The 26,029-nt window shown below is 68.8% G+C and carries 31 protein-coding genes and 1 other RNA gene; 14 read left to right on the top strand and 18 right to left on the bottom strand.

The annotated features are described in order from the left end of the window. Positions 1–20: 20 nt before the first annotated feature. Genes DMB37_RS31560 through DMB37_RS31550 form a run of 3 tightly spaced genes read left to right on the top strand, consistent with a single transcriptional unit; the run spans position 21 to position 2,331 of the window. Complete coding sequence (locus tag DMB37_RS31560; RefSeq protein WP_135235790.1) at positions 21–470, top strand: hypothetical protein; 450 nt, start codon at positions 21–23, stop codon at positions 468–470. Further along, complete coding sequence (gene pip, locus DMB37_RS31555) at positions 470–1,447, top strand: prolyl aminopeptidase (protein ID WP_135235789.1); 978 nt, start codon at positions 470–472, stop codon at positions 1,445–1,447. Before DMB37_RS31560 ends, pip begins: the two co-directional genes overlap by 1 nt. Positions 1,448–1,449: 2 nt before the next feature. Then, positions 1,450–2,331 (top strand): CHAD domain-containing protein, encoded by an 882-nt coding sequence (locus DMB37_RS31550; protein ID WP_135235788.1) that lies wholly within the window; start codon positions 1,450–1,452, stop codon positions 2,329–2,331. Here DMB37_RS31550 and DMB37_RS31545 read toward each other — a convergent pair. Continuing rightward, positions 2,288–3,781 carry an RNB domain-containing ribonuclease gene (locus DMB37_RS31545; protein WP_135235787.1) on the bottom strand — a complete coding sequence of 498 codons (1,494 nt, stop codon included), beginning with the start codon at positions 3,779–3,781 and terminating at the stop codon, positions 2,288–2,290. The two genes, DMB37_RS31550 and DMB37_RS31545, sit on opposite strands and share 44 nt — an antisense overlap. Before the next feature lie 16 nt (positions 3,782–3,797). Continuing rightward, complete coding sequence (locus DMB37_RS31540; protein ID WP_107655050.1) at positions 3,798–4,130, bottom strand: hypothetical protein; 333 nt, start codon at positions 4,128–4,130, stop codon at positions 3,798–3,800. Between the two features lie 428 nt (positions 4,131–4,558). Between DMB37_RS31540 and DMB37_RS31535 the strand changes: the two genes are divergently transcribed. Next, positions 4,559–4,936 carry a hypothetical protein gene (locus tag DMB37_RS31535; RefSeq protein WP_135235786.1) on the top strand — a complete coding sequence of 126 codons (378 nt, stop codon included), beginning with the start codon at positions 4,559–4,561 and terminating at the stop codon, positions 4,934–4,936. A 196-nt stretch (positions 4,937–5,132) separates the two neighbouring features. On the opposite strand, the gene DMB37_RS31530 is transcribed toward DMB37_RS31535, so the two are convergent. The 3 genes from DMB37_RS31530 to rnpB all read right to left on the bottom strand — a co-directional run bounded on the left by DMB37_RS31530 (position 5,133) and on the right by rnpB (position 7,209). Further along, entirely contained in the window at positions 5,133–6,044 is a 912-nt protein-coding gene (locus DMB37_RS31530; RefSeq protein WP_135235785.1) for a slipin family protein, read from the bottom strand. 103 nt (positions 6,045–6,147) lie between these two features. Then, positions 6,148–6,597, bottom strand: a complete 450-nt coding sequence (locus DMB37_RS31525) for a hypothetical protein (protein ID WP_135235784.1) — start codon at positions 6,595–6,597, stop codon at positions 6,148–6,150. 198 nt (positions 6,598–6,795) lie between these two features. Beyond that, positions 6,796–7,209: RNase P RNA component class A (gene rnpB / locus DMB37_RS31520), an RNA gene on the bottom strand. Between the two features lie 76 nt (positions 7,210–7,285). Between rnpB and DMB37_RS31515 the strand changes: the two genes are divergently transcribed. Both DMB37_RS31515 and DMB37_RS31510 read left to right on the top strand, forming a co-directional pair. Further along, the gene (locus tag DMB37_RS31515; RefSeq protein ID WP_107655046.1) at positions 7,286–8,173 is read left to right on the top strand and encodes an alpha/beta hydrolase; all 888 of its coding nucleotides are present in this window, start codon (positions 7,286–7,288) and stop codon (positions 8,171–8,173) included. Positions 8,174–8,349: 176 nt separating this feature from the next. Continuing rightward, positions 8,350–8,868: a TrmH family RNA methyltransferase gene (locus DMB37_RS31510; RefSeq protein WP_135235783.1), complete on the top strand. Its 519-nt coding sequence runs from the start codon at positions 8,350–8,352 to the stop codon at positions 8,866–8,868. Positions 8,869–8,884: 16 nt separating this feature from the next. On the opposite strand, the gene DMB37_RS31505 is transcribed toward DMB37_RS31510, so the two are convergent. Continuing rightward, positions 8,885–9,511, bottom strand: a complete 627-nt coding sequence (locus DMB37_RS31505; protein WP_135235782.1) for a TetR/AcrR family transcriptional regulator — start codon at positions 9,509–9,511, stop codon at positions 8,885–8,887. A 41-nt stretch (positions 9,512–9,552) separates the two neighbouring features. Between DMB37_RS31505 and DMB37_RS31500 the strand changes: the two genes are divergently transcribed. Both DMB37_RS31500 and DMB37_RS31495 read left to right on the top strand, forming a co-directional pair. Next, on the top strand, positions 9,553–10,248 hold the full coding sequence (locus DMB37_RS31500) for a hypothetical protein (RefSeq protein ID WP_135235781.1): 696 nt from the start codon (positions 9,553–9,555) through the stop codon (positions 10,246–10,248). Positions 10,249–10,399: 151 nt separating this feature from the next. Next, positions 10,400–10,957, top strand: a complete 558-nt coding sequence (locus DMB37_RS31495; protein WP_135235780.1) for an NUDIX hydrolase — start codon at positions 10,400–10,402, stop codon at positions 10,955–10,957. 129 nt (positions 10,958–11,086) lie between these two features. Here DMB37_RS31495 and DMB37_RS31490 read toward each other — a convergent pair whose 3' ends face one another. The 5 genes from DMB37_RS31490 to DMB37_RS31470 all read right to left on the bottom strand — a co-directional run bounded on the left by DMB37_RS31490 (position 11,087) and on the right by DMB37_RS31470 (position 14,101). Next, on the bottom strand, positions 11,087–11,554 hold the full coding sequence (locus DMB37_RS31490; protein WP_135235779.1) for a hypothetical protein: 468 nt from the start codon (positions 11,552–11,554) through the stop codon (positions 11,087–11,089). Further along, on the bottom strand, positions 11,551–12,597 hold the full coding sequence (locus DMB37_RS31485) for a YihY/virulence factor BrkB family protein (RefSeq protein ID WP_135235778.1): 1,047 nt from the start codon (positions 12,595–12,597) through the stop codon (positions 11,551–11,553). Before DMB37_RS31485 ends, DMB37_RS31490 begins: the two co-directional genes overlap by 4 nt. Positions 12,598–12,657: 60 nt before the next feature. After that, positions 12,658–13,146, bottom strand: coding sequence for a GNAT family N-acetyltransferase (locus tag DMB37_RS31480; RefSeq protein ID WP_135235777.1), 489 nt, complete (start codon positions 13,144–13,146; stop codon positions 12,658–12,660). Positions 13,147–13,237: 91 nt separating this feature from the next. After that, on the bottom strand, positions 13,238–13,681 hold the full coding sequence (locus DMB37_RS31475) for an SgcJ/EcaC family oxidoreductase (RefSeq protein ID WP_240771739.1): 444 nt from the start codon (positions 13,679–13,681) through the stop codon (positions 13,238–13,240). A gap of 12 nt (positions 13,682–13,693) precedes the next feature. Then, positions 13,694–14,101, bottom strand: a complete 408-nt coding sequence (locus DMB37_RS31470; protein ID WP_135235776.1) for a hypothetical protein — start codon at positions 14,099–14,101, stop codon at positions 13,694–13,696. A 130-nt stretch (positions 14,102–14,231) separates the two neighbouring features. Here DMB37_RS31470 and DMB37_RS31465 point away from each other — a divergent pair, with 130 nt between their 5' ends. Then, positions 14,232–15,152, top strand: a complete 921-nt coding sequence (locus tag DMB37_RS31465) for a helix-turn-helix domain-containing protein (RefSeq protein WP_135235775.1) — start codon at positions 14,232–14,234, stop codon at positions 15,150–15,152. Here the strand turns inward: DMB37_RS31465 and DMB37_RS31460 are convergent. The 4 genes from DMB37_RS31460 to DMB37_RS31445 form a co-directional block, all read right to left on the bottom strand. Next, on the bottom strand, positions 15,066–15,770 hold the full coding sequence (locus DMB37_RS31460; RefSeq protein WP_135235774.1) for a S1 family peptidase: 705 nt from the start codon (positions 15,768–15,770) through the stop codon (positions 15,066–15,068). The two genes, DMB37_RS31465 and DMB37_RS31460, sit on opposite strands and share 87 nt — an antisense overlap. Positions 15,771–16,241: 471 nt before the next feature. Beyond that, a complete protein-coding gene (locus tag DMB37_RS31455; RefSeq protein ID WP_135235773.1) occupies positions 16,242–17,384 on the bottom strand; it encodes a bifunctional RNase H/acid phosphatase in 1,143 nt (380 codons plus the stop codon). 25 nt (positions 17,385–17,409) lie between these two features. Beyond that, positions 17,410–18,147 carry a zinc ribbon domain-containing protein gene (locus tag DMB37_RS31450; RefSeq protein WP_135235772.1) on the bottom strand — a complete coding sequence of 246 codons (738 nt, stop codon included), beginning with the start codon at positions 18,145–18,147 and terminating at the stop codon, positions 17,410–17,412. A gap of 114 nt (positions 18,148–18,261) precedes the next feature. Beyond that, positions 18,262–18,903, bottom strand: coding sequence for a hypothetical protein (locus tag DMB37_RS31445; protein ID WP_135235771.1), 642 nt, complete (start codon positions 18,901–18,903; stop codon positions 18,262–18,264). 137 nt (positions 18,904–19,040) lie between these two features. Here DMB37_RS31445 and DMB37_RS31440 point away from each other — a divergent pair, with 137 nt between their 5' ends. Beyond that, positions 19,041–19,343, top strand: a complete 303-nt coding sequence (locus DMB37_RS31440; protein ID WP_135235770.1) for a zinc-ribbon domain-containing protein — start codon at positions 19,041–19,043, stop codon at positions 19,341–19,343. Positions 19,344–19,348: 5 nt separating this feature from the next. Here DMB37_RS31440 and DMB37_RS31435 read toward each other — a convergent pair whose 3' ends face one another. Then, on the bottom strand, positions 19,349–20,470 hold the full coding sequence (locus DMB37_RS31435; protein WP_135235769.1) for a Nif3-like dinuclear metal center hexameric protein: 1,122 nt from the start codon (positions 20,468–20,470) through the stop codon (positions 19,349–19,351). 190 nt (positions 20,471–20,660) lie between these two features. Continuing rightward, positions 20,661–21,701 carry an Rv2231c family pyridoxal phosphate-dependent protein CobC gene (gene cobC, locus DMB37_RS31430; protein ID WP_135235768.1) on the bottom strand — a complete coding sequence of 347 codons (1,041 nt, stop codon included), beginning with the start codon at positions 21,699–21,701 and terminating at the stop codon, positions 20,661–20,663. 44 nt (positions 21,702–21,745) lie between these two features. Between cobC and DMB37_RS31425 the strand changes: the two genes are divergently transcribed. Both DMB37_RS31425 and DMB37_RS31420 read left to right on the top strand, forming a co-directional pair. Further along, positions 21,746–22,264, top strand: coding sequence for a low molecular weight protein-tyrosine-phosphatase (locus DMB37_RS31425; RefSeq protein WP_135235767.1), 519 nt, complete (start codon positions 21,746–21,748; stop codon positions 22,262–22,264). Next, positions 22,264–23,172 carry an SURF1 family protein gene (locus DMB37_RS31420; protein ID WP_135235766.1) on the top strand — a complete coding sequence of 303 codons (909 nt, stop codon included), beginning with the start codon at positions 22,264–22,266 and terminating at the stop codon, positions 23,170–23,172. Before DMB37_RS31425 ends, DMB37_RS31420 begins: the two co-directional genes overlap by 1 nt. 150 nt (positions 23,173–23,322) lie before the next feature. Here DMB37_RS31420 and DMB37_RS31415 read toward each other — a convergent pair whose 3' ends face one another. After that, positions 23,323–24,240 (bottom strand): cobalamin biosynthesis protein, encoded by a 918-nt coding sequence (locus DMB37_RS31415; protein WP_135235765.1) that lies wholly within the window; start codon positions 24,238–24,240, stop codon positions 23,323–23,325. A 79-nt stretch (positions 24,241–24,319) separates the two neighbouring features. On the opposite strand from DMB37_RS31415, the gene DMB37_RS40760 reads away from it, so the two are divergent. Further along, positions 24,320–24,733, top strand: coding sequence for a hypothetical protein (locus tag DMB37_RS40760; RefSeq protein WP_167768999.1), 414 nt, complete (start codon positions 24,320–24,322; stop codon positions 24,731–24,733). Positions 24,734–24,929: 196 nt separating this feature from the next. Further along, positions 24,930–25,892, top strand: a complete 963-nt coding sequence (gene sigJ / locus DMB37_RS31405) for an RNA polymerase sigma factor SigJ (RefSeq protein ID WP_135235763.1) — start codon at positions 24,930–24,932, stop codon at positions 25,890–25,892. Positions 25,893–26,029: the final 137 nt, after the last annotated feature.

The raw sequence follows: 26,029 nt of genomic DNA, 5'->3' as shown, positions 1-26,029 counted from the left end.
GATGAGAAGCAGAGGAACCGATGCCGCACAGCCGTTGGATTTCACGCAGCACCCTGCTGCTGGCGGGAGTTTTCGCCGCCGCAGCACTGACCGCATGCGGGACCGAGTCGAACCCGGCGCCGACCGGGAGCTCGGGCTCGACGACGGCATCGGCGACAACCACGCCGAGCGGCACCGCGGGCACGAACAAGCCGGGCACCCCGGAGATCTCCGACGCCGCGGCCGCGCAACTCTGCGACATGATCAGGCCCGAGCTGTCGAACTGGCGGGTGCAGGGCCCGACGCTGGGCACGTTCGGCCTCAACGCGATGGTGCACGAGTGGGCGCTGCGCAACGGCGGCATCAACGGCGCGATACTCGCCGACAAGCCGGTCATCGACCGGCTGACCATCAAGAGCTGCCCCGACGTGCGCACGCAGGCGATCGAGGCGCTGGGCGTCCCCGACCTGGCGACGGCCCTCAAGTTCTGATGAGCGGCGCACAGTTGCGGAGTTTGTACCCCGAGATCGACTGCCACGACTCGGGCAAGCTCGACGTCGGCGACGGGCAGTCGATGTACTGGGAGGTCAGCGGCAACCCCGACGGCAAGCCGGTGGTCCTGCTGCACGGCGGACCCGGCGGCGGTGTCTCGCCGGTGCACCGGCAGTTCTTCGATCCGGCCGCGTACCGGATCGTGCTGCTCGATCAGCGTGGCTGCGGACGCTCCACCCCGCACGTCGCCGATGGAGCGAGCTTGGAGACCAACACCACTCAGCACCTGATCACCGATATCGAGGCGCTGCGTACCCATCTCGGCATCGACCGCTGGCAGGTGTTCGGCGGCTCGTGGGGTTCGACCCTCGCGCTCGCCTACGCCGAGACGCACCCGGACCGGGTGACCGAGCTGGTGCTGCGCGGCATCTTCCTGTTGCGCCGCAAGGAGATCGACTGGTACTACAACGGCGCCGCGGGCTACGTGTACCCGGCCGAGTGGGAGAAGTTCCTCGCGCCGGTGCCCGAGTCCGAGCGCGACCAAGACCTGGTCGAGGTCTACCACCGGCTGCTGCACTCCCCCGACGAGGAGGTCGCGCTGGCCGCGGCCGTCGCGTGGTCCACCTGGGAGGGCGCGACGAGTTCGCTGCTGCCGCAACCCGATCGGGTCGCCGAGACCGCCGAACCGCGGTTCGCGCTGGCCTTCGCGCGGATCGAGAACCACTACTTCCGCAATCACGCGTTCCTCGACGAGGGGCAGCTGCTGCGCGATATCGACCGCATCACCCACATCCCCACGGTCATCGTGCAGGGCCGCCACGACATCGTCTGCCCCGCGGTGAGCGCCTGGGATCTGCACAAGGCGATGCCCGGCTCGGAGCTGCACATCGTCGAGGACGCCGGACACGCCTCCTACGAGCCCGGCATCACGCATCATTTGATCGAAGCCACCGACAGATTCGCGAAGGCGGGATAACCATGACGGCCACAGCAGGCGAGGCCATCGTCGCGGCACTCAGCGACAATGTGGATCGGCTGCTGGCCGCCGAGCCCGAGGTGCGCGCCGACGCACCGGACTCGATCCACCAGATGCGGGTGGCGACCCGGCGACTGCGCAGCGTGCTGCGGTCCTATCGCGGGTTGTTCGAACGGACGCCGGCCAGGGCGATGGGCGAGGAGCTCAAGTGGCTGGCCGGTGTCCTCGGGGTCGCCCGCGACGCCGAGGTGCGCGCCGAACGGTTCGAGACGCTGCTCACCAAACATGGCCAGCAGTCCGATCATTCGGCCGCCGACGTCGAGTTGGTGACCGCGCGGCTGGTCACCGCGGAGAACAACAGGTACGCCGCGGCCCACGCCGACGTGCTGCTGGCGCTGGACAGCGAGCGCTACCACGACCTGCGCGACGAGCTCACCAAGTGGCGCACCGAACCACCGCTGCGTTCCGCGCGGGGCAAGGTGCCCGCCGCGGAGTTCTTCGGCGTTGTCCTGGAACGCGATCGGGAACGGGTCCAGGGCCTGATCCAGCAGGAAACCACCGTCACCCCGGCCGATCGCGTCGAGCTGTTGCACGATATCCGCAAGAGCGCCAAGCGTTTACGGTACTCGTGCGAGGCCGCCGAACCCGTCATCGGCGCCGACGCGAGCGACCTCGGCAGCCGCGCCAAACGGCTCCAGACGGTGCTCGGTGACCACCGGGACGCCGTCGAGTCGCAACACGCGATCTACGGTATTTCGGCCGACGCCGGTGCCGCGGGCGAAGATACGGCGCTCTACCGAGTCCTGGCCGGCGCCGAGGACACCGCGGCCCGCCAAGCCCTCAGCCGCTACCCCGAGGCTGCGGCGGCGCTGTCGGGCGAGTAGCCGTCTCATCCGCGCCCTTGGCCGGGTAGGCGAAGGTGATCTTGCGGGCGACAGGGTCGGCTGAGACCAGGCGGACGCGGACAGTGGCGCCTTCCGGGGGTTCGCCCGCGCACGGTCCGAGCACGGGTGGGTCGGCGATGAAGATCTCCGCGGCTCGGTTGCCGTTGGCTTCGCGCACCACCACCGCGTCGAATTCGGTGCCTGCGCGTTCGGCCAGCAGGGTGGACTCGGCGAGGTCGATGCAGGCGCGTTCGACCTTGCCTGCGATCGCGTCACTGCGCCGCATGCTGTCGGCGGTGTCCGCCAGTCCGTCCCGAACCCATTGCGGCACTTCGGTGCCCGCGCACCGGGCCAGGCAGATCTCGGTGCTGAAGCGGTCGGTCAGCCTGCGCAGCGGCGCGGTGACGTGTGCGTACGGTGCGCGGATCGCGCTGTGCTCCAAGCTTTCCGGGGTGGCGGCGACGGTGTCCTCGGTCACCACGGTGTAGGAGGCCCCGCGCAGCAGGCTGGTCGCCTCGGACATCAGCACCAGTGCGGCAGGCGTATTCGGATCCAGCCGGGCCAGCATCTGCCCGACCGAGAGTTCCTCGGGCCACTCGACACCCAACGCGGCCGCAGTGCGATGCATCGACGCTATCGCCGACTCGGCGGGCGGCGGCATGGTGCGCAGCAGCGCGGGCGCACCCGCATCGAGCATGATGCGCGCCGCGCACATCCCGGTGAGCAAGGAAACCTGCTCGTTCCAGTCGTCGGCGGCGGTGCGTGGTTCGACGATCAATCGCCAATGCCCGTCGGACCGGTCATCCCGAACGATGCTCTGCGCGGGCAGTCGCAGCCCGATCGCGCCGCGCCGCAGTCCGGCCTCGATGCGCCGCTTGCCGAACTCCGGCAGGGCCGCGATCGAGGGGTGCAGCCTGCCCGCGTCGGCGTCGGCCTGGACCCCGGCGTAGTCCAGCCTGGCGCGCGAACGCACCAGTGCTCGCTCTACCGAGAATCGTTGCGGTTCACCGTTTTCGTCGAGTTCGATAGTCCACAGCGCGGCGGGCCTGCGCTGCTCCGGCAGCAGGCTCGCGGTGCCTTCCGACAGCACCGGCGGGTGCAGCGGGACGGTGCCGTCGGGTAGGTAGTAGGTCTGCCCCCGCGCGCCGGACTCTTTGGCCAGCGCGCCATGCGGATCGATCACGGCGCCGACGTCGGCGATGGCGTAATGCAGGAGAAAGCCGGTGCCGGTGCGCTCGAGATGCAGGGCCTGGTCCAGATCCATGGCCCCGGGTGGGTCGATCGTCACGAACGGGATGTCGGTGCGATCGGCCCGGTCGCCCGCGAACGCGTCGGACGCGTCGCGGGCTTCCGTGCTGGCCTCGGCGGGGTACGCCGAGGCCAGGCCGAATTCGGAACGGATGGCGCCGAAATCTACCGGCGCCGAGACGATCCGCTGATGCAATTCCACGCTGTCGGTGCCAGACCTACTGCAGCGCCAACATGGTGCCGTTCAACGAATCGAGCGGCCCGTACACGGTGAAGGTGACATGTCCGCCCGGGACCGACGCCGACACTGCGGCCGCCGCGTCCAGCGCCTGGCCGAACGAAGGGGCCGAAGGATGAGGCAGACCCGCCAGGGTCTGTCCGAAACGGTTCTGGGCGACCCAGACCGTGTCAGCCGGGCTGAGGTCGACCTGCACCCCACCCGGCAGCGGCGTCACCGCTACGGCACCGGCGGACCCGGCACCCATCATGGCGAAAACCGAAGCAGCCCCGGCGATCAACGCGCCGGCGACCAGTGAGCGAACGATCCGCATAAAGTTGAGACCTGCTTTCCCGCATTCGAAGTGTGAAGGGCTCGTTGCGGCCACGCAACGGGCCGTGCCAACGCGCACTACTTTATGACGTCGATCACGGTCCGGCTAGTTAGCGGCGGGTACGCGCGGCGAGTTCGCCTGCCGGGCAGCCCCGCGACGTGGCTGCTAACGTGGGCCGCCGTAGCGGGTCTCACACTTTGCCCGCACATTCCGAAATGTCCCGTACGTCGACAATTGGGAGTTCCACAGCTATGTCATCGATTCTGTTCGACTACCTGGTCCCGCTCATCGGGTCGGACCAGGCAGCGTATTGGGCCCAGGTCTTCGTCATCGCACCGGTCTGACCACAAGTCTTCTGCCACAACCTGTCGCCTCCCGTTCACCGGACGGGAGGCGACTTTGGTTCCGGACCGCTAGCATCCCGCTCCGTGATCAGAACTACCGCCGCTCTCGCGGCCAGCGCCACCCTCTGTGCCCTACTGCTCACCGGCTGTGGGGACGACAAAGCCAGCAGTGCCACCCCCGCTGCCACTTCCGCCGCGCAGTCCAGCGGCGATGCCCAGGTCGTCGACAACGTCAAGGCAGGCGCGTTCGTCGTCAGCTTCCGCGGCGCGTTCCCGAAACTGGCCGACGGCAAGGACGACACGAAGATCGCCAATATCCTCAGCGACACCTGCAAGGAGATCAAGGCGAGCAAGCCCGAAGACGAGGTCGTCAAGAGCATCACCAAGCGCGCCTCCGGCAAGGTCGAGGCGACCACCGAGGAGGCGAAGGCCATCTACCAGATGGCCAGGATGATGTGCTGAGCTACCGCTGCTTCAGCCACGGCAGATAGCCGGGCAGGTATTTCAGCACGTAGCCGATCGTGATCATGCTGATGATGGCGATGACGGGAATGAGCACGGACATCGGTCCGGTCCTTACGTTGTGCTACCGGTGCGGGTCGTACGGCGCCGCCGCAAACGGCGTCGGCGGTACCCGTATCGGTATACGCCGGTCGGGTTACTCGCGTGGGCTGTTTGCGTGCGCCGTCGATGATTCCTCCGGCGGATCCAGTTGCTTCGGTTGCTCGCTCGCGGCCAGCGCGGCGCGCTCGTCGTCCGATTCGGCCACTGCCGCCTGCTGATCGGTTGCCGACGGAGCGGGCGCGCCGGCCGGTGCCGTGCTGCGTTCCAGGAAGCGCAGCAACTCCACCGGGAACGGCAGCACCAGGGTCGAATTCTTCTCCGCCGCAACCTGAACGACGGTTTCCAGCAACCGCAGTTGCAGCGCCGCGGGCGACTCCGACATCTGCGCGCCCGCCTGCGCCAGCATCTTCGAGGCCTGCAATTCGCCCTCGGCGGAGATCACCCTGGCACGGCGTTCGCGTTCCGCCTCGGCCTGGCGCGACATCGAGCGTTTCAGCGAATCCGGCAGTGCCACATCCTTGATCTCCACCCGGTCGATGTGCACGCCCCAGCCGAGCGCCGGGCTGTCGATCATGATCTCCAGACCCTTGTTCAGCTCCTCCCGATTGGACAACAGGCTGTCCAGATCGCTCTTGCCGATGATCGAGCGCAGCGACGTCTGCGCCACCTGTCCGACGGCGAACAGATAGTTCTGCACCTCCACCACCGCGAGCACCGGGTCGAACACCCGGAAGTACACGACGGCGTCGACCCGCACCGTCACGTTGTCGCGCGTGATGCCCTCCTGCGCGGGCACCGGCAGGGTGACGATCTGCATCGAGACCTTGCGCATCCGGTCGATGAACGGAATCAACCAGCGCAGCCCGGGATCTCGCGTCGCGATCACCCGCCCGAATCGAAAGATCAGCCCCCGTTCGTATTGCGCGACCACTCGCACGCTCGCGGCGGTGAGCACACCGATCCCGCCCGCCCCTAGCAGACTGCCGAGAACAACCAGAGTTTCCATGCCTGGCCCCGAATCACGCCCTGGTGCAGCAGGAGCGGGCGCCTGGGCGCTCCGGCCCCGCGGCTATCTCCATGATGGCACCGCGGAGCCGGTCCCGGACTACCTACTTGACGATCAGTCGCTTGATGGCAGTGCCACCTTCGAGGCTCTGCTCGTTGTCGCCGGCGATCAAGGTGCCGATGACCCGCACCTGCTGGCCCGCGGCGGGGGTGAACGGTTCGGACTCGGGGATTTTCGTGGCGGTGAGGGTCGCGGTCTGGCGTTGGTCGTCGCACGTCGCCTTGGTCTTGGCGCCCACCGTCTGTTCCGCGCCTTCCGCGGTGCCGCGCACGAATACCTGCAGCGTCACCGCCTTGCTCTGCGGCTCACAGGTGTAGGTCACCGAGATATCCACATCGCTGCCGTTGACGGTGGCGGCGGTGATGTCGATATTGCTCGGCGGCGGCGGTGGTGGCGTGGGAGCGGTGCTCGTTGGATCCGCGCCTGCGAGACCCGCGCAGGCCACCGTGGCCAGAGCTGTTGCGTAGGCGAGGGTTCCCGCACGGCGCAGCATGGTGTGAACGTTGATGACGATCTCCTTGCAGTCGATCCTGCGGCGGCCCCGATTCGGACATGCCGCACAAAACCTCGACCGACAATGTACTGGTATCGCGCGCATCCGGGGCGAGCCAATCCTTCGGCTACAGCATGGATCTCAGCCGTTCACGTAGCGTTCGCCCGGCGACCACCGGCGTCGCGGGATCCGGCAGGGCGGACGAGTTGGCCTGTAAGCCGGATCCTGTCCCCGGTTCACACCGGGGGGCGACCATCCATCTGGACACACCGTCGCCGGGTGCCTCGAGCGGTCCACCCGCAGGCTCGGGCGAGCAGCCCTCGAACACCTGCGCAGCCGCACCGCGAACGATGCGACCTTTGACCTTGCTCCGGGCGGGGTTTACCAAGCCGCCCCGGTCACCCGGGGCGCTGGTGCGCTCTTACCGCACCGTTTCACCCTCACCACACGGCCCGGAGGCCGTGGGCGGTCTGTTTTCTGTGGCACTGTCCCGCGGGTTGCCCCGGGTTGCCGTTAGCAACCGCCCTGCTCTGTGGAGTCCGGACTTTCCTCGGCTCCGGGCGGCGGCACAACCGTGCCCGTTCCCGATGCCGCGGTCGCCCGGCCAACTCGTCCGCCGTACCAGAGTACTGGTCGCCGCGCACACCCCCAGGGTGCGGGCCCCGCCGACGCAGTACGGTTGGGTGCCATGGAACGTGTCGAGGTCGGCTTCCCCTCCGGAAGCGAGCAGTGCGCCGCCTGGCTTTACCGTCCGGATGGTGCGCCGAAGCCCCGCCCGCTCGTCATCATGGGACACGGCCTGGGGGCGAACAGAGAGATGGGACTCGACCGGTACGCGCGGCGCTTCGCCGCCGCGGGCATGGCGGTCCTGGTATTCGACTACCGGCATTTCGGTGCCAGCCAAGGCGAGCCACGCCAGGTGATCCGGATCGGGCGCCAGCGTGAAGACTGGCGTTCGGCGATCGCCTACGCGCGCACCATCCGCGGGGTCGACGCGACCCGGATCGCGTTGTGGGGCACCTCGTTCAGCGGTGGGCACGTGCTCGCGGTCGCGCCGGACGACGACTACCTGGCCGCGGTGGTCGCGCAGGTGCCGTTCACCAGCGGGCTGGCGTGCGCGTTGGCGAAGGGGCCGATCAGCATGACCAAGGTGACCGCCATCGCCGCCACCGATCTGCTGGTCGGGCCGATCCGGCGCAAGCACGTCGGCATCCGGTTGGCCGGGCGGCAGCGGACGGCGGCCTTGATGAGCGCCGCCGACGTGCCCGAGGGCAACGGCAGGCTGGCCGAGGAGAGCGAGCACTACAAGCCGAAGGTCGCTGCCCGCGTGGCATTTTCGGCGCTGTTCGACTCGCCGGGCAAGCGGGCCAAATCGTTGAAGATGCCGGTGCTGTATGCGTTGTGCGACAACGACTCGATCACTCCGATCAAATCGGCGTTGCGTGCGGCGGAACGCACCAAGCACGCAGTGGTGAAGCGTTATCCGGTGGGGCACTTCGATATCTACTTCGACGACGTGTTCGAGAAGGCCGTGTACGACCAGACGGAGTTCCTGGTCTCGATCCTGCGGCCGTAGGTGGTGGTCGGCGGCGGCCACGTCGCCGACAATCGCTCGCTATCCGGCGGTGCGACGGTGCCGTATCGTGAGAAGCAGCTCACGTCTCTTGTCGCCGACGATGGTCCCGGTGCGCCGCGAAGCATCGCTTCTATGAAAACTGTTGTGTCCCACGGGAAGGCCCTTCCCGTCCGCCGGTGACGGCCGCGCGGGTCAAGTCCCGCCCCGACCTGCGCCGCGAACGCAGGCAACGCGCGCACGGCTGCTGGAATCATCTGATCATCGCGCCGCTGTGGCCCAAGCACGGCGTCAACCTCGGCACCATGCTGCGCACCTGCGACGCCGTCGGCGCGTGCATGGCGGTACCCCGGCTGCCGTGGGTTCCCGAGGCTCTCGCCCAAGGCAACACCCTCCGGAAACCCCAATGCGTGCACTGGATCAACGGCCGCGTCGACCGGTGGCTGGCGCGCCAGCGCAGCGGCGGATCCGCCATCGTCGGTGTCGAACTCACCGACGAATCCATCCGGCTGGCCGACCTGCCCGTTGCCCGGCGCCGGACCGTCATCGTGCTCGGGCACGAATCGACCGGCATCCCGGCCGAGGGATTGGAACTGCTCGACGTCGCCGTGGAGATTCCCATGGTCGGCACCGGGCACAGCCTCAACGTCGCCGTCGCGGGGTCGCTGGTGTTGTACAAACTGGCGGGGTTGTGTTGACGGAAGCGCTTTGCGTTCAGCGTGATTCGCCGAGGAGTTCGCGAGTTACCACACCGGCCCACCACTTCTCGACCCGCTCCGGTGACCAGCCGCGTTCGATGGTGAGTTCGGTGTAGACGTCGATGTTGCAGATCGCGGCGTAGACGTCGAGGGCGGTGGGGAGGTCCAGGCGCAAGGTCCCCGACGGCCAAGCGGACAGCACCTGGCGGTGCGCGTCGTCGGCGCGGGCGCGGGCGTCGCGGTAGGCCTGTGCCAGTTCGGGCTCCGTGCGCCCCGCCTCGCGCAGCAGCACGATCACCTCGCCCGCGCGCTCGAACAGCCTGCGGTCGTAGGCGGTCATCGCGGCGAGTTGCCGGGGTGGTTCGGGGGCGGCCTCCAGGTCGGCGAGCAAGCGGGAGATGTCGGCGGACAGGTCGGCGGCGTCGGCCAGCGCCCAGGTCAGGCCGTTCTTGTTGCCGTAGGCCGCGTAGACGGTCGGCACCGAGACGCCCGCTTCGCGCGCCACGTCACGCACCGTGGTGGCGGCCCAGCCCTTCGCGACGAACAAAGCTCTTGCGGCGCGGGCGATTTCGGCGCTGGTCTGCTGCGCCTGCGCGGTGCGGCGCAGCGAGTCGTAGCGGCGTCGAGCCGGTTCTTCGGTCACAGGGGGTTCCTCTTTCGTTTTTCGCTGCTTATATTCAATATATGACAGATAAGACAGAGAACGTAGCCGCCTGGCCGTTCTCCCGGATCGGCGGCCTCGCCGGCCTCGGCTTCGCACTGATCATCGTCGGCGCGAACCTGATCCTGGAACCGGCAGGCATGCCCCCGGTCGGCGCCGACATCAGCGACGTCAGCACCTTCTTCACCACGAAAGCCGGCTTCGCCCAGCTCTCTTCGGCCCTGACACCGGCCGCCTGGGTGTGTGCCACCGTGTTCGGCGCCGCCGCCGTCGCCACCCTCTGGCCCCGCGAACGCGCCGCCGGCTCCGCCTGGTCACTGGTCGGCTTCGCGGGCCTGCTCCTGCAGAACGCCACCTTCCTCTGTGTAGTAGCCATCCGGCTGGCACTCAGCGCCACCCCCGACCACACCGCCACCGCCGGTCTGTGGGCATTCCACAACGCCCTATTCGTCCTCAACGGCACCTTCCTCGCCACCGCCCTGCTCGGCCTCTCCCTCGGCGGCCTACGCACCACCCTCATCCCCCGCTGGCACGCAATCCTCGGATTGACCGCAGCCACCGGCCTATTCACCTCCGCCACCCTCACCCCCTTGTCCATCGACCACCCAAGCCCCCTCGCCCTACTCAGCCTCGTCAGCTGGCTCCTCTGGGTGATCTGGATCGTGGTCTACGGCATCACCCTCCTCCGCCTACCCCCTACCCCTCACGCCACCGCCTGAACCGGAGGCCGCACACCGTTTTTGGCAGCCGCACACCCGGTGTACTGGGTGTGCGGCTGCCAAAAACGGTGTGCGCCGAGGTCACTATGGAGGAGGTCGCGGTCGGACGAACGATGGCTGGTGTCGGTGGCCGGGGCTACGGTGCGCGGTTATGGACGCTGCTACTGCTGTCATCGCCGAGATCGTGGCGGGGATCGAGCCGTTCGATGCGCTCGAGCAGCAGCACATCGATGAAACGCTGGCGTGGTTGGCGTCGACCGATGACGTGTTCCGCCGCGTCAAACCGGCGACGCCGCCGCGGCATCTGGTCTCCTACGTGGTGCTGGTCGATCCGGTGGCGCGGGCGGTGCTGCTGGGCCGTCATCGCCTCGCCGGTTTGTGGTTGCCGACGGGCGGGCATGTCGACCCAGGTGAGCATCCGCTCGAGACGGCGCGGCGCGAAGCGTTCGAGGAGATCGGCCTGCGCGCCGATTTCACGGTCGGCGGCACCGATCCCCTGTTCCTGACACTCACCGCCACCGTCGGCATGGACAGCCACGACGACGTCAGCCTGTGGTACGTCGTCCGCGGCACCCACTCCCAGCACTACCCCCTCGACCGCCGCGAGTTCAGCACCGAACGCTGGTGGGACATCGACACATTCGCCCTGCCCGACACCGACCCGCACTTCGGCCGCTTCCTCGCCAAACTGGACTCCGCGCTCACCTGACGCCGGTACCCGCGCTCCGCCTCGTCCTCTGCCCAGGCCGCTCGTGCCTATCTGTGCGGAGCTCCCAGCCACAGGGCACCCCGCGTTACCGACGAGCGACCCAGCGGGCGCGCTCAGTCCACCGCCTCCTCAGCGGCGGCGCAGCACCCGCCAGAGGACGAAGGCGGCCAGCGCGGCCAGCCCGGCGGCGATTGGCCGGCGGCGGGCTGCGTCGGCGAGGGAAGTGCGCTGTTGCGCAACAGGCTCGGGCGCTGACGGGCTGACCTTGTCGGTGGCGACGCGGGCACGTTCTGTTGCTTCCCCGGTGCGCTGGGCGGCCTGACGGATCGCCTCGGCAGCCTTTTCCTTTGCCGCAGCGGCCTTTTCCGCGGCTTCCCGCTCCGCTGCCGCGGTGGCGGCTTCGGTGTCGCCGGCAGTTCGGGCGGCTTGTTCTTGGGCCCGGCGTGCTACTTCCGCGGCCTTCTGTTCGGCGATCCGGCGAACTTCTGCGGCTTTCTCGGCGGCGAGGCGTTCGGCTTCGGTGGCTTTTTCGCGGGCCGCGTCGGCTACCTCGTGGAACTTGTCGGTCTCGTGGTCCGGATGGTCGGGCTGGGTCATGATTTCCTCCTGTCAGCGGCGGAGTCGTCGGCTGACGTGGCTGCTGCCCCGGATGTGTCGGCGGCGTCGCGCTCGTCGTCGGACATGGCGCGGGTGTCACGTGGCGGCAGGAAAGGCTCCTGGTCGGGCGGTAGGCCCTGTTCGATGCGACGGCCGCGGGCCAGTTCGGCATCGAATTCCGCGCCGAGCAACACCGCGACGTTGGACAGCCACAACCACACCAGGAAGACGGCGACGCCGCCGAGCGAGCCGTAAACCTTGTTGTAGGAACCGAAATTGGCTACGTAGACGGCGAATCCGGCGGAAGCGGCGATCCACAGCAGCACGGCGAGCACACTGCCGGGGCTCAGCCAGCGGAAGCCGGGTTGCTGCGCGTTGGGTGCGGCCCAGTACAGCAACGCGAACGCCAGACTGATCAGCACCGCGAGCACCGGCCATTTCGCGATGTCCCACACCAGCACACCGGCCGATCCGACACCGAGCCATTGCCCGATACGGTCGGCGATGCCGCCGGTCGCCACCACGCCGATCAGGCACAACGCGAGCAACACCACCATCGCGGCGGTCAGCCCGACACGCACCGGAATTGTCTTCCAGAACGGCCTGCCTTCTTCGACGTCGTAGATCGCGTTGGAGGCGCGCATGAAGGCCGCGATGTACCCCGACGCCGTCCACAGCGCGGTCCCGAGCCCGATGAGGGCCAACGGCCCCACCAATTGTCGTGACCCTTGCAGCTGTTTGATCGCGTCGACCAGCAGGGCGGTGCCGCTGCTCGGTCCGAGCTCTTGAATGGTGTCGATCAGCGATTGCGTGGCAGACGGACTGAGTGCCCCGAGTAACGCGGTGAGCACGATGAGCCCGGGGAAGATCGACAGCACGCTGTAATAGGTCAGTGCCGCAGCCCAATCCGTGACATTGTCGTCCAGGAATTCGGTCACGGTCCGCCGCAGGACCCCCCACCACGACCGCCAGTTCAGCACCGACGGCCCCTTCGACCAATCCACCAGACGGTGTGCGCGCCGCGCCACGCCCTGCTTCGCCATGCCCGTCACCTCTCGATCGGGGAGCGGATACCCGGAGGTCGAGCAGGCAAACTCGGCGCGCTAAAGCTTGTGCACCATCTCGTATTCCAGCGTCGGCTCACCCGGCCGGACGAAGTCACTGACCCCGGTTCGCACGAATCCGTTACGCAGATACAGCCGTTCGGCCGCCACGTTCCCGTCGGCGAACTCCAGTCGGACCTCGCTGTGCCCGCCCGCGGCGGCCCAGTCGAGGACGGCGCGCACGAGCAGATCCGCCACCCCGGTGCCGCGCGCCTCTGGCGCCACCCACATCGAAATCAGGTGTACGCCACCGCGTTCGGGGTCGGGCATACCGCCGACGGTGCCGAGCTCGACACCGTCAGCACTGGCGACGAACTGCGCCCGATCCGACAGCGCAGCTCGCCAGTCCGCCTCGGTGCGCTCCTGCGCCTCCGCCAGCGTCGACCCGAAGAACTGCGGAGTGTCGGCGAGCGCCCGCAGCCGAACCCGCCGGAACACCTCCCACTCATCGGCCCTCAACAGCCGGAGGTCGATCGTCGACAGGTTCATTCTCGAATGGATACCCGCCCCACAACCGGTGGCGCAAACCCTTTTGCCCCCGCCGGGACATCCTGTTCTGACCGGCGCGGCGCGTACCCACTCAATCCGCGCTCGGCCCACCCAGCCGCCTGATCCGGGTGTTCTGGAATGTCGTGAACAACCACTCCCCCGCGCCCCGGACCGCCACTCTGGTCTGCACGGATAAATCTTCGGGTCGGCAACCAGCCATACCGGGCCGCAGCACACAGACCCCACTGGTCACCATGACCGCGACGTCCGGCGTCGGAAACCGAATCGTGGTGGTTTCCGGGTCGCAGAGTCGCGTCCCCTTCATGAATCCATCGAAACCTTCCTGCATCACCGCGGCGAGTTCCGTTCTGCCACGGATGAATTCGCCGATCACCGAGACGAAGTCGGCGTCGGGCGTGAAGGTGGCCGCAAAAGCCGCACCGTCACCGGCGGCCCAGGCGGCGGACTGGGCGGCCAGGAGGCGCGCCAGCTCCGCCTCGTCGGCGGCGCGCGGATCGGGGTTCGGAGTAAGCACGGTGCAATCCCTTCAGTAACCGGCCCGGCGTACGCCGATGAACTCGACCGCGGCGAAGACCGCGACCACCGTCGCGCCGACGAACAGGAATGCGATACCGAGGCCGGTGAGGTCGATCAGGCCGGACAGCGCGAGGACCACCATCCCGATCGCGGATGCCGCGTTCACCGCGACGACGGCGCAGGCCTGGTGAAACGGGATCTCGAGCGATCCCGCGATGAGCAGTAACGCGAGCGCACCGCCGAGCATGGCGACCCCGAACGGAATCGACCAGGCGGTGGGCAGGCCGAGCGGATCGCGCAGCACCGCCGCACCGGCGAGCATGACCGCCCCGAAGGCGCCGGTACTCCAGCCGTCCACGCGCAGTGCGGTGCGCAAGTAATCGATGCTCGGCTGGGTGGTCAGGTAGCCCGTGCTCATGTCCTGCTCCTGTGGGTCGAGACTAGGGGCCGATCGGCTCCCTAGTCCTCACCTTGCCGACGTGAGGTGAGCGTCTCAATCACCTCAGAGGTCATGGCCGCGCGACGTGCGCGGTGATTAGCCTGCTCAGGTGGCACAACCTCAATGGGAAACCCGACCGAGGGTCGGCGTGCTGCTGCGCGAGTGGCGGCAGCGGCGCAGGCTCAGCCAGCTCGACCTGGCGCTGGCGGCGGACACCTCGGCGCGGCATCTGTCGTATGTGGAGACCGGGCGCGCCAAACCGAGCCGGGCGATGGTGCTGCGCCTGAGCGAGGCGCTGGAGGTGCCGCTGCGCGAACGCAACACCCTGCTGCTGGCCGCCGACTACGCGCCGGCCTACCGGGAGAGCAACCTCGACGACGCGAGCTTGACCTCGGTGCGGGCCGCGCTGACCACGATGCTCACCGCGCACGAACCGTATCCGGCGGTGGTCGTCGACCGGCTGTGGAATGTAGTCACCGGCAATGCGGCGATGGGCGTTCTGCTGCAAGGTATTCCGGAGCAGTTGCTGTTGCCGCGGCCGAATGTGTATCGCCTGGTGCTACATCCGGAGGGGCTGTCCGCGCGGCTGGCCAACCTGAGCCAGGTCCGGGAGTTGTTCCTGGAGCGCCTGGCCAGACAGGTCGGCGCGAGTGGCGACCCGCAACTGACGGCGCTGTACGACGAGGTGCGCCGCTATCGGCGACTACCCGATCCGCCGGACGAGGCGAGAGTCGATGCGGCACAGCCGAGCCCGTTCGAGGTGCCGATCCGAATCCGCACGCCGCTTGGCGAGCTGTCGATGTTCAGCACGATGGCCACCTTCGGCGCACCGGCCGATGTGACCCTCTCCGAGCTGGCGATCGAATTGTTCTACCCGCTGGACGAATTCACCGCGGCCGCACTGCGTGAGCTGGCGGCCGCGGCGAATTCCGAACGACCTGAACTAGATCGGCTGGAAGCCGGCCCCGACGCCACCTTGGGCGTTGATGGCGGCGAGGATCACCACGATCGGCTGGAAGAACGCGGGTGAGTGCAGCGGGTTGGCGGCCGTGGTGCACGGCACGTCGAAGCCGACCGGACCGATGCCGGTGAGCCGTCCCTGGTTCATGCCGACGAGCCGATCGCCGACTACCACCGGGCCGCCGGAATCGCCCGGCTTGGAGCAGTATTGGTTGATCGTGGTGCCGTCCAGCTCGCCCCACACGACGCCGCAGTCCGAGCCGCTGGAGCGGCCGCTGGAGCACACCGTGGCACCGGGACCCGGCGCGTCACCGAGGCCCGCGATGGTGGTCGGGCCGACGCTGCGCACCGGGGTGACCCGCTCCGGGTTGAGTTCCAGGACCGCGTAATCCAGTCCCTTGCCGTCATCGGAGAACGCGACCTTACCGACAACTCCGGCATCCGGCGTGTGCTCGGCGATCAGCCGGGCACCGGTGGGCGCGCAGTGGCCCGCGGTGATGCCGACGAGCCTGCCCGCGTTGTCATGCCCGATCGCGGTCAGCGAACATACGGAGTTGTTCTCGAACGCGATGCCCGAGCTGCCGCCGAGCACGGCGGTGGGCGCCGCCGACGCGGTGCCCGCGGCACCGGCGATCACCGATGCGACGGCGGCCGTCGCGGCTGCCAGCGATCTGAGTTTCGTTGTCACTTCTCTCCTTTTCGAAAAAGCGAGCACGCGACGATCGCCGTGCTCGCCCGGACCGGGGAGGGAACCGCCCCCGACACAATCTGCGGTCGCCATGTCAGCAAGCGGGAATGCCTGCGCAGCGGAGTCAGATCGACGCTGGTTACCTGCTGGTCGACTCAGCATCGACACGGGTAGGCCGGTCCGCAACACACCTGTGCGCCGCGCCACAGTGCGGGCGCGATTGAGACCCGCGCCACATAGTTTTGCGGCGGCTCTGAAAAGTGTTCGCCCGAACTGACTTTCACCCTCACCCACACCCAGCTGCGGCCGAATTTCCCGACCGACGAGACTCAACTGTTATACGCCGCCAACCGCCGCACCGCGAATCCGAACGGAACTATCCCGACGCGCGATATCCGACATGCTGCGGCAGATGATGGCAGCACAGAATGACCGTCGCCGAGCTTCCGGCGACGGACGGATGAACAGTTGCTACAGGTACGAGGTGTCGTTCACCAGCCGCACGGACGACCCGCCGTCCGGATAGAACTCCGCGATCGACAGCGACGCCAGATCCAGATGCAACCGGTACAGCAGTGACGGCCCGACCCCGAGCGCCAGCTGGAGCAGCGTCTTGATCGGCGTCACATGACTGACCACGACCAGGTTCGCCCCCGGATACAACCCCACCAGATCACGCCGAACTGCGTCGACCCGCTCGCGGACCTGGTCGAAACTCTCCCCACCGGGCGCGGGCAGCGACGCGTCGCCGAGCCAGCGGGCGTGCAGTTCCGGGTCGCGTTCGGCCGCCTCCAGGAAGGTCAGGCCCTCCCACTCGCCGAAGTCGGTCTCGATGAGGCCGTCCAGGATGGTGAGCGGTGCGTCCAGCGCGGTGGCTGCGGCCTCGGCGGTCTCCTGAGCCCGGCTCAGCGGCGAGGACAGCACGGCGGAGATACCGCCTTTGGCCGCAAGCATTTTCGCGGCACGCGCGGCCTGCTCCCGGCCGAGCTCGGTGAGCGGCGGATTGCCGCGACCCGAATAGCGCCGTTGCACAGACAGTTCGGTCTGGCCGTGGCGCAACAGCAGCAGGCGCGTCGGGCGACCGGTGGCACCGGTCCAGCCGGGCGCAGGCTGCGCCGCAGCCGCCGAAACCACCGGATCTTCGGCAACCGGTGCGGCCGTGGGCTTTTCCGCCTCGCGGGCGGTGCGCACCTCGTCCACCAGGGTGGCGTCGTCCATCGCCTCGTTGGCGAGCCGGTCGGCGTGCGAGTTCTCGGCGCGCGGAATCCAGGTGAAGCTCACCCGCTCGAAACCCGCGACCAGCCTGCGGGCCCGGTCGGCGAGCGGAATCATGGCCGCGTGCTTGATCTTCCAGCGGCCCGACATCTGCTCGACGACCAGTTTGGAATCCATCCGCACCGCGACGACGCTGGCGCCGAGTTCGGCCGCCGCCTCCAAACCCGCGACCAGGCCACGGTATTCGGCGACATTGTTGGTCGCGATGCCGATGAACTCGCGGCGTTCGGCGAGCACCCGCACATGATCGGCGGCGAAGACGACCGCACCGTAGCCCGCCGGTCCAGGATTGCCCCGGGAGCCGCCGTCGGCCTCGACGATCACCTCGCGCTCGGTCACCGCGCTGCCCGCGCCGGTCGAGCGGTCACAGCCCCGATTCCTTGGTGCGCACCAGGATCGCGCCGCACTCCGGGCACCGCACCACCAGATCGGGGGCGGTCTTCGCGATCCGGGCGATCTCGCCGCGATCCAGTTCGATCCGGCACGCGCCGCAGCGGCGGGCCTGCAGCAGCGCCGCGCCGACACCGTGCTGGCCACGCTGCCGGTCGTAGATCGCCAGCAGGTCGGCCGGGAACAGCGAGATCAGCTTGGACCGGTCGGCGTCGCAACGCCCCTGTGCCACCTCGAGATCGGCGAGGGCCTCGTCGCGCTGGGTTTGCGCGTCGGCCAGTTCCTGCTCGGTCTTGTCCAGCCGGGCGCCCGCGTGCTGGTAGTCGTCGGCCGAAGCCTCCCGCTTCTCCATCACCTCGAGCAGCTCGTCCTCGAGCACCGAGCGCCTGCGCTCCAGGCTGCCGAGTTCGTGCTGGATCTCCGAAAGCTGTTTGGCGTTCACCGTTCCGGCGCTCAGCATGCCCTTGTCGCGCTCCTCGCGCTTACGGACGGCGTCGACCTCGCCTTCCAGCTTGCGGATGTCGCGGTCGAGGTCGTCGAGCATGATCTGCACGGCGACGGCGGCGTCCTTGTGCGCGTTGCGCTCGGCCTCCAGCCGGGCCACCTCCTGCTGTTCGGGCAGCACGGTGCGGCGGTGCGCGATCCGCGTCAGCTCGGCGTCGACAGCGGCGAGCTGTAGCAGCTTGGCCTGGATGGGTGGTTCGACATTCAACGCGGACAAACTCCTGGACGCTGTGGATGGGTCGGTGTTCAACCGTACCCCGCCGGACTGTTCCCGCTGACCGACGCCGCACCAATTGGCGCCGCCGCCCCGGCTTGCCCGGCGTCAGGCCGGGGCGCGGGTCTTGATGGCGTCCCTGGACACGAAGACGTCGTACTCACCGGGGACCGCGATCACCGCGTTGCCGTAGGCCGAGCGCACGAACGGCTCGGTCCACCAGCGCCCCTTGCGCATGTCATCGAAGAAGTCCCGGTCGCCGCCGTTGAGGAAGATCTGGTTCTGCGAGGTCGCGACACCGTCCAGGCGCTGGCCGTACAGCCTGCTGATCTTGTATCCGGAGTGGAAACCGAGCGCGTTCACCCACGGTTCCAGCTCGACGATGCCCGCTTGCAGCACCCACGTGTCGCCCTCCACCTGGTACTTCAGCCGCTGCTCGTCGTGCTGATCGTCACCGTAGAGGGTGAGTTCGATATCGAGCAGGTGTTCTTGCCCGTCCACCTCCTTGGCCACCACGTGCGCCGCCTTGATCTCTCCGGTCAACCCGAGATAGGTCTGCATCAGCGTCGCCAGCCAGAGCAGCACCACCGCGACCACCAGCAGCACCAGCCCGCTGCCGCCGCGCGCGATCAGCGCGCGGAAGCCGGCCCGGCGGGCCCGCAGCAGCCCGGAGATGAGCAGTGCGATCGCGATCAGGATGATCAAGATCAACCCGATCTGCACGAAGCCGAAGTTCACCGGGAAATTCATGCGGTAGTTGTACCCCTGAATCACCGGTCGACTCGCGGAAACAACCGACCGCACAGACCAATCCAGTAGACACGCGCCGACACGCCGAAGCGGCGGTAAGGTCGATGGGGTCAAGTTCACTACTTCGGGGGTTTTCCATGGTGATCTTCGGTTGGCGTCAGTACGCGCAGCGGCTCGCCGTGCTCACCCTGGTGTGCGGCAGCTGCGGCAACCCCGCAGCCCACATGCTGCGGAAACTGGTCACCAAATTCACGCTGTTCTTCGTGCCACTGATCCCGTTGAGCACCAAGCACTCCCTGCAATGCACCTGGTGTGGTGCCGAGTCGAAGCTCACCAAGCAGCAGGCCACGGAGCTGGCCGGGCGGGCGCAGACGGAGAATGTGCACGGTGGACAGCCTGCGGATCCGTCCTGGCACGGACAGCCGCCGCGTGGCTACTGATCGGTTCAGCTGCGCGCGCTGACCGTCCACGGGTCGGTCCGCAGCGTCGACACGCGCGTCTCCAGATCGGGCAGGCCGGCCTGCACGACCTGTTCCGCTTGGGCGCACCAAGGGAATTCGGTCGCCCAGTGGGCGGCGTCGACGAGGGCGGGACCACCCTTGCGCAGGTGTTCGTCGACGGGGTGATGGCGCAGGTCCGCGGTGACGTACGCGTCGACGCCGCGGCGAGTCACCGCGTTCAGGTAGGAATCGCCCGCGCCGCCGCAGACGGCGACCGTGTAGATGGAGCGGTCCGGATCGCCTGCCGCGCGCACGCCCCACGCGGTCGGCGGCAGTGCCGCGGCGACTCGATCGGTGAAGGCGCGCAACGACTCCGGTTCCGGCAAGGTGCCGACGCGGCCGATGCCGACCGTCGACGCCAGCGTGGCGCGTTCGGTGATGTGGTAGGCCGGGTCCTCGTACGGGTGGGCGGCGCGCAGGGCGGACAGGATGGCGGCGCGGGCGGCGGGCGGCGCGATCAGCTCGAGGCGCTCCTCGTCGACCCGCTGGAGTTCACCGAGCACGCCGACCGCCGGGGTCGCCTCCGCCATCGGCCGGAACTGGCCGACCGCGGGCACCCGGAGTGCGCAGTCGCGATAGTCGCCGCTGCTGCCTGCGCCCGCCATGAACAAGGCGGACAGCACTGCGTCGGCATGGGACGGGGGCACCTGCACGACCCAGTTGTCGATGGGGGCTTCGGGTTTGGCATCGATCGGGCCGGTGACGGTGAGGCCGATCGCGGCCGCCAGCGCGTCGGAGACGCCGGGGTCGGCGGAGTCCGCGTTGGTGTGCGCGGTGAACAACGCGCAGCCGGAACGGATGAGCCGGTGCAGCAGTGCGCCTTTCGGAGTATCGGCCGCGACCGTGTCGACGCCGCGCAGCAGCAGCGGGTGATGCACCACCAAAGCCTGTGCCCGCCAGTCGATCGCCTCCTCGACGACGCCCGCGGTGGCGTCGACCGCGAACAGCACCCGGGTGACCTCGTCGGCCGAATCACCGGCGACCAGCCCGACCGAATCCCACGACTCCGCCAGCTTCGGTGGGTATGCCGCGTCGAGCACTTCGATGAGATCCGCCAGTGTCGTCATCGTTCACCCTCCTGTGGTCCGTCCATGAACTGTCGCATTCCGTCCCGGGCCGACCTCCGCCAGCGGACAACCCGGCCGCCGCACAACTTTTGAGGTGGCACATACGGAATTGCCTGCGATTCCGTATGCGCCACATCGGAAAATGTGCGGCTGTGCTCCTGTGGTCGAGGGTGGGCCTCGGTCGAAGCGCTCACCAGAGGTCCGCCGTTCGCACGGCGGTGACGAGCTGGTCCACCTCGGTGGTGCCGCGCACCGCGACGCGGAGATGGTTCGGCCCGAGACCGGGAAAAGTATCCGCGCGACGGACGGCAATGCCGTTGTCCGCCAGGTACTTCCGGAGCAGTTCACCATCGGGAACGCGGAGCAACAGGAACGGCGCCGCCGCCGGCGTGTGCACATGCACGCCCAGTTCGGTGAGCCGCTCGATCATCGCGTCACGTTCGACGGCGATCGTCTGGGCGCGCTGCTGTTCCGCGGCGACCGCGTGCGGCTCGGCGGTGGCGGTGATCGCCTCCAGTTGCAGGGTGCCGAGCGGCCAGTGGGCACGGCCGTGATTCAGGCGCGCCAGGAGTTCAGGAGCACCGAGGAAGTAACCGCAGCGGAGTCCGGCGAGCGCCCAGGTTTTGGTGAGACTGCGCAGGACGAGCACATCGGTTGCGGAGTACCCGGCGAGCGATTCGGGCTCCCCCGCCACCGCGTCGGTGAACGCTTCGTCGACCACGATGGTCCGGCCCGGCCTGCGCAACGCGCGGATGGTTTCGGCCGGGTGCAGCACCGAGGTGGGGTTGGTCGGATTGCCGAGCACCACGAGGTCGGCGTCGGCCGGGACGAGGGTCGGGTCGAGGGTGTACGGCGGCTCGAGCAGCACCCTGGTCACCGCGACACCGGCCGCGCGCAGCGCAAGCTCCGGCTCGGTGAACGACGGGTGGAGCACGGCGGCCAGTCGAGGTGCGAGCCGCGGCAGCATGGCGAAGCCCTCGGCCGCACCCGCCAGCAACAGCACCTCGTCCGGGCGGCGCCCATGCCTGGCCGCGACGGCACACCTAGCCGTGTGATCTTCCTCCGCGCTCGGGTAGCGCCCGAGCGTGTCCAGCCGGGCCGCGAGCCGCTGCCGCAGCCAGTCCGGCGGCGCGCTGCCCTGCACGTTCACCGCGAAGTCGAGCATGCCGGGGCGCGCGTCCACGTCGCCGTGGTGGCGCAGTTCGGCGTGATCGACGCTGTCCTCGGACACGAGATCACACCCTACGTGGCGGGCCCGTAGGTCGACCGGCCAGAATGGCTGTCGTGGGTGAGCTGCACGTGTCGTTCGTCTGTACCGGCAACATTTGCCGTTCTCCGATGGCGGAGAAGATCTTCGCCATGCATCTGTCCCGCGCGGGACTGGCCGATCGGGTGCGGGTGAGCAGCGCGGGCACCGGCGCCTGGCACGTCGGCGACGACGCGGACACCCGCACCACCGCGACCTTGCGCAAATACGGCTACGCGACCGGGCACATCGCCGCGGCCCTCGGCGCCGACCACCGCGACGCCGACCTGCTGATCGCGCTCGACACCTCGCACGAACGCGAACTGGCCCGCCTCGGTGTGCCGTCGGATCGGCGCAGGCTGCTGCGCAGTTTCGACCCCGCCGCCGATGGGCCCGACGTGCCCGACCCCTACTACGGTGACACGGCCGATTTCGAACTCGTCCGTGACCAGATCGAGGCGGCGATGCCCGGCCTGCTCGACTGGGTGCGCGCCGCGCTCGGCCTGCCCGCCCAGCCGCCCGACCCGCTGCTCGATCGGCGAATCTGATGCGCAGGCTGACCTTTCTGCTCCGCCCGAGCTGGGTGATCCTCGCGGCGGTGGTCGCGGTGTTCGCATACCTGTGCTTCACGGTGCTCGCGCCGTGGCAGCTCGGCAAGAACACCAGCACCTCGCACCGCAACCAACTCATCGCCGACTCGGTACGCGCCGACCCGATCGACATCACCACCGTCCTGGACGGCTCCAGCGCGGACGACGCGCACACCGAATGGCGCAAGGTCACCGCTTCCGGCGCCTTCCAGCCGGACTCGACGGTGCTGGTCCGGCTGCGGCACCTCGACGGCGCCCCCGGCTACTCCGTGCTCGCCACCTTCCGGCTGGACGACGGTCGCCTGCTGCTCATCGACCGCGGACTGGTCGCCGCGGTGGACGGTTCCCGCCCGCCGCCGATCCCCGACCCGCCCGCCGGACCGCAACGCCTCGAAGCCAGGGTCCGGATGTCGGAAGGCATCACCCCCGGCAAGGACCCGTCCATCCAAGACGGCTACCGCCAGGTGTACTCGATCGACACCACCCAGGAAGCCGCCGTCCTGCAGCAACCGCTGACCCCGATCCCCACCGGCGAACGCGGCGGCTACCTGCAACTCGACGACAACCAGCCCGGTGCCTTCAAACCCACCCCCCTCCCCCAACTCGACGCAGGCCCCTACCTGTCCTACGGGCTGCAATGGCTGGCCTTCGGCATCATGGCGCCCCTGGGCCTCGGCTACTTCGTCTACGCCGAGATCCGCGAACGCCGCAGGGAAAAAGCAAGCACCGCAACCGAACCGGTCGCCGCGAGCCCCCCACCCGACCCCACGTCACCCGAAACTCCTACGGTCACACCCACTTCGGCACCCACGAAACCGACAACCGAAGCGCGCCTGGCGGACCGCTACGGTCGCGGCCGCGATTGACCCGGACGCCCGCGCGCTGACACCGCCGCAGGCCCGCGAGACTGCGCCTAGTGCGGGCCAGCGGCAGCGATCACGACCGACGTTCGCTGCACAACGTCGGCCAGATGCGCGGCACGACAACGCCTTCGACGACGCGTGGCTTTGCGGCACCTAGCGCCTGGCGAGAGCCCAAAGAGCCGCGACCGCGACGGACGCCCACTGCACGGCCTCTGACATGTGCACGGCGCGGTGGAGGTCCGCGACGGTCGGGGCGGGGCCGTCACCGAGAGTAGGGCGGAGTTCGGTGCCGTGGCGGTACTGGGTGCGGCCGCCGAGTTGAACGCCGAGCGCGCCTGCCATCGAGGCCTCGACCACACCCGCGTTGGGGCTCGGATGTTTTGCGGCATCGCGGCGCCAGGCGCGGCGGGCGGCGGCGGAATGGCCTTGTACGAGCGGGGCGAGCGCGACGGTGAGCAGTCCGGTGAGGCGCGCGGGGAGCAGGTTGGCCAGGTCGTCGGTGCGGGCGGCGGCCCAGCCGAAGTTGCGGTAGCGGTCGTTGCGGTAGCCGATCATGGCGTCGAGGGTGTTGATCGCGCGGTAGCCGAGCAGGCCGGGCACACCGGCGAGCGCACCCCAGACCAGCGGGGCCACGGTCGCGTCGGAGGTGTTCTCCGCGATGGATTCCAGTGCGGCGCGGGCCAATCCGTCGGCGTCGAGCACCTCGGGGTCGCGGCCGCACAGCGAGGGCAGCAGCGCGCGAGCACCGTCCAGATCCCCTGCCTCCAGCCGGTCGGCCATCTCGCTGCCCGCTTTGGCGAGGCTCCGCCCGCCCAGCACCGTCCAGGTGGCCAGCGCGGTCGCGGGCAGTCCGAGACCACGAACCCCCACACCGACCCCTACCACCGCACCCACCAGCACCACCTCGTGCAGCACCCCCGCACTACGCCGATCGGCATACGTCACCGATTCGAGCGCGCTTGCCGCCGAACCGAATCCAGCCACCGGATGCCACCGCCGCGGATCCCCCAGCACCCGATCGAGCACAAACCCCAACAGCAACCCAGCGGCGGTAGCGGTCCCCTTCTGCACCCGCCGAGCCTATCCGCTGCCTCCACAGCCCATGTTCAACGGGACACAGCGGCGCACCTCTCTCGGCGGATGCCGCCCCATGTCCCGTCGATCACGAGTTACCCGGCCGAACGGGACACCACGACGCATCCACTCGACGTTCGCCGCCACCACGTCCCGCCGACTTCAGCTACCCACCCAACGGGACACCACAGCGCGCCCACCCGACGTCTGCCGCCACCATGCCCCGTCGATCATGCATATCCCCGCCCAACGGGTCACCACGACGCGCCCACTCGGCATTCGCCGCCACCATGTTCCGTCGGCCAACAGCTACCCCGCTGAGCGGGACACCACGGCGCGCCCACCCGACATCTGCCGCTACCCCGTCCCGTCGATCATGCGCAACCCCGCCCAACGGGACGTCACGGCGCGCGCCCACTCGACGTTTGCCGCCAACATGTCCCGCTCGGCAGCCACGCTGCGCTATTCGGCGACGGTGGCGCCTGGGTGAGCCAGCACGAGGGCTGCTGGGTGCACCGGCTCGATCATGCGGAGCTCGGCGAGTCAGTGATGCGGACCTCGCCGGTGGCGGGCATACCCTGTCGGTGATCTACGGCGTGTCACACTCTGATCCGCTGCGTCGTCAACCTGGTGACGCACCCATGAACTCGCGCCCGGCGGGGCGGAACGACCGAACGGCGACAGCAGTGACCTCCGAACAGCCTTCTACTCCCGAACCCCTCGACCAGGCCGAGCTGGCCCGGCGGTTCGAGGAGCATCGGCCGTACCTGCGCAGGCTCGCCTACAGCACGCTCGGCAGTCTCACCGACGCCGACGATGTGGTGCAGGAGGCGTGGTTGCGGCTGCAACGCCAGCACGAGGCGGGCACGGCGGGGCAGATCGAGAATCTGCGCGCCTGGCTCAGCACGGTGACCGGTCGCCTCGCGCTGGATCAGCTCGGGTCGGCCCGGGTCCGGCGCGAGCAGTATGTCGGCGAGTGGCTGCCGGAGCCCGAGGTGACCAGCTGGGACGATCCGGCGGATCGGATCACCCAGGACGAGCGGGTCACCACCGCACTGCTGGTTGTCCTCGAGTCGCTGTCGCCCGCCGAGCGCACCGCGTTCGTCCTGCAGGACGTGTTCGGAATGACCGGCCCCGAGGTCGCCGAGGTGGTCGGCCGCACCCCGGCTGCGGTGCGACAGCTCGCCTCCCGCGCCCGCAAGCACGTCGAGAACGGCACGCCGCGCTTCCCCGCCTCGCCGGACGAACAGGAGAAGGTCGTCTCCGCCTTCGCGGTCGCCTGGCGCTCCGGTGATCTCAGCGCGTTGCTCGGCGTGCTCGACGCGAACGTCAGCCTGACCGCCGACGGCGGCGGCAAGGTTCCCGCGATCCGCCAGCCCGTGCACGGCGCCGAACTCATCGCGAAGATGCTGCTCGGCTGGTACCACGCACCGTCCGCCGCGGGCGGGTGGGGCCGCGCGGTGCTGGTCAACGGCGCACCCGGCCTGGTCGTGTTCGACGGCAACCACATCGGCGTGTTCGACTTCGTCATCGATGCCGGCCGCATCGTCGCCATCAATGTCATCCGCAACCCCGACAAGCTGCACGACCTGCCCACCGAGGGCGAGCCCGACTGGTACCTCGGCGCGAACCGCACCGACGACGAGTAGCCGCCCCCGGTCGGTGCCGTAAACACCGAGCTGGTTTGTCGTTGTGCTACGACAAACCAGCGTCGGTGGCGGCGGCGGGCATCGGTGTCGGTGGCGGCTGGCATCGGCATCGGTGGCGGAGGCTTCGGTGGCGGCGG

This window comes from Nocardia sp. CS682 (assembly GCF_004634405.1).
Classification (GTDB): domain Bacteria; phylum Actinomycetota; class Actinomycetes; order Mycobacteriales; family Mycobacteriaceae; genus Nocardia; species Nocardia ninae.
The sequence above is the reverse complement of the archived record's forward strand: the minus strand, read 5'-3'. Positions and strand labels throughout refer to the sequence as shown.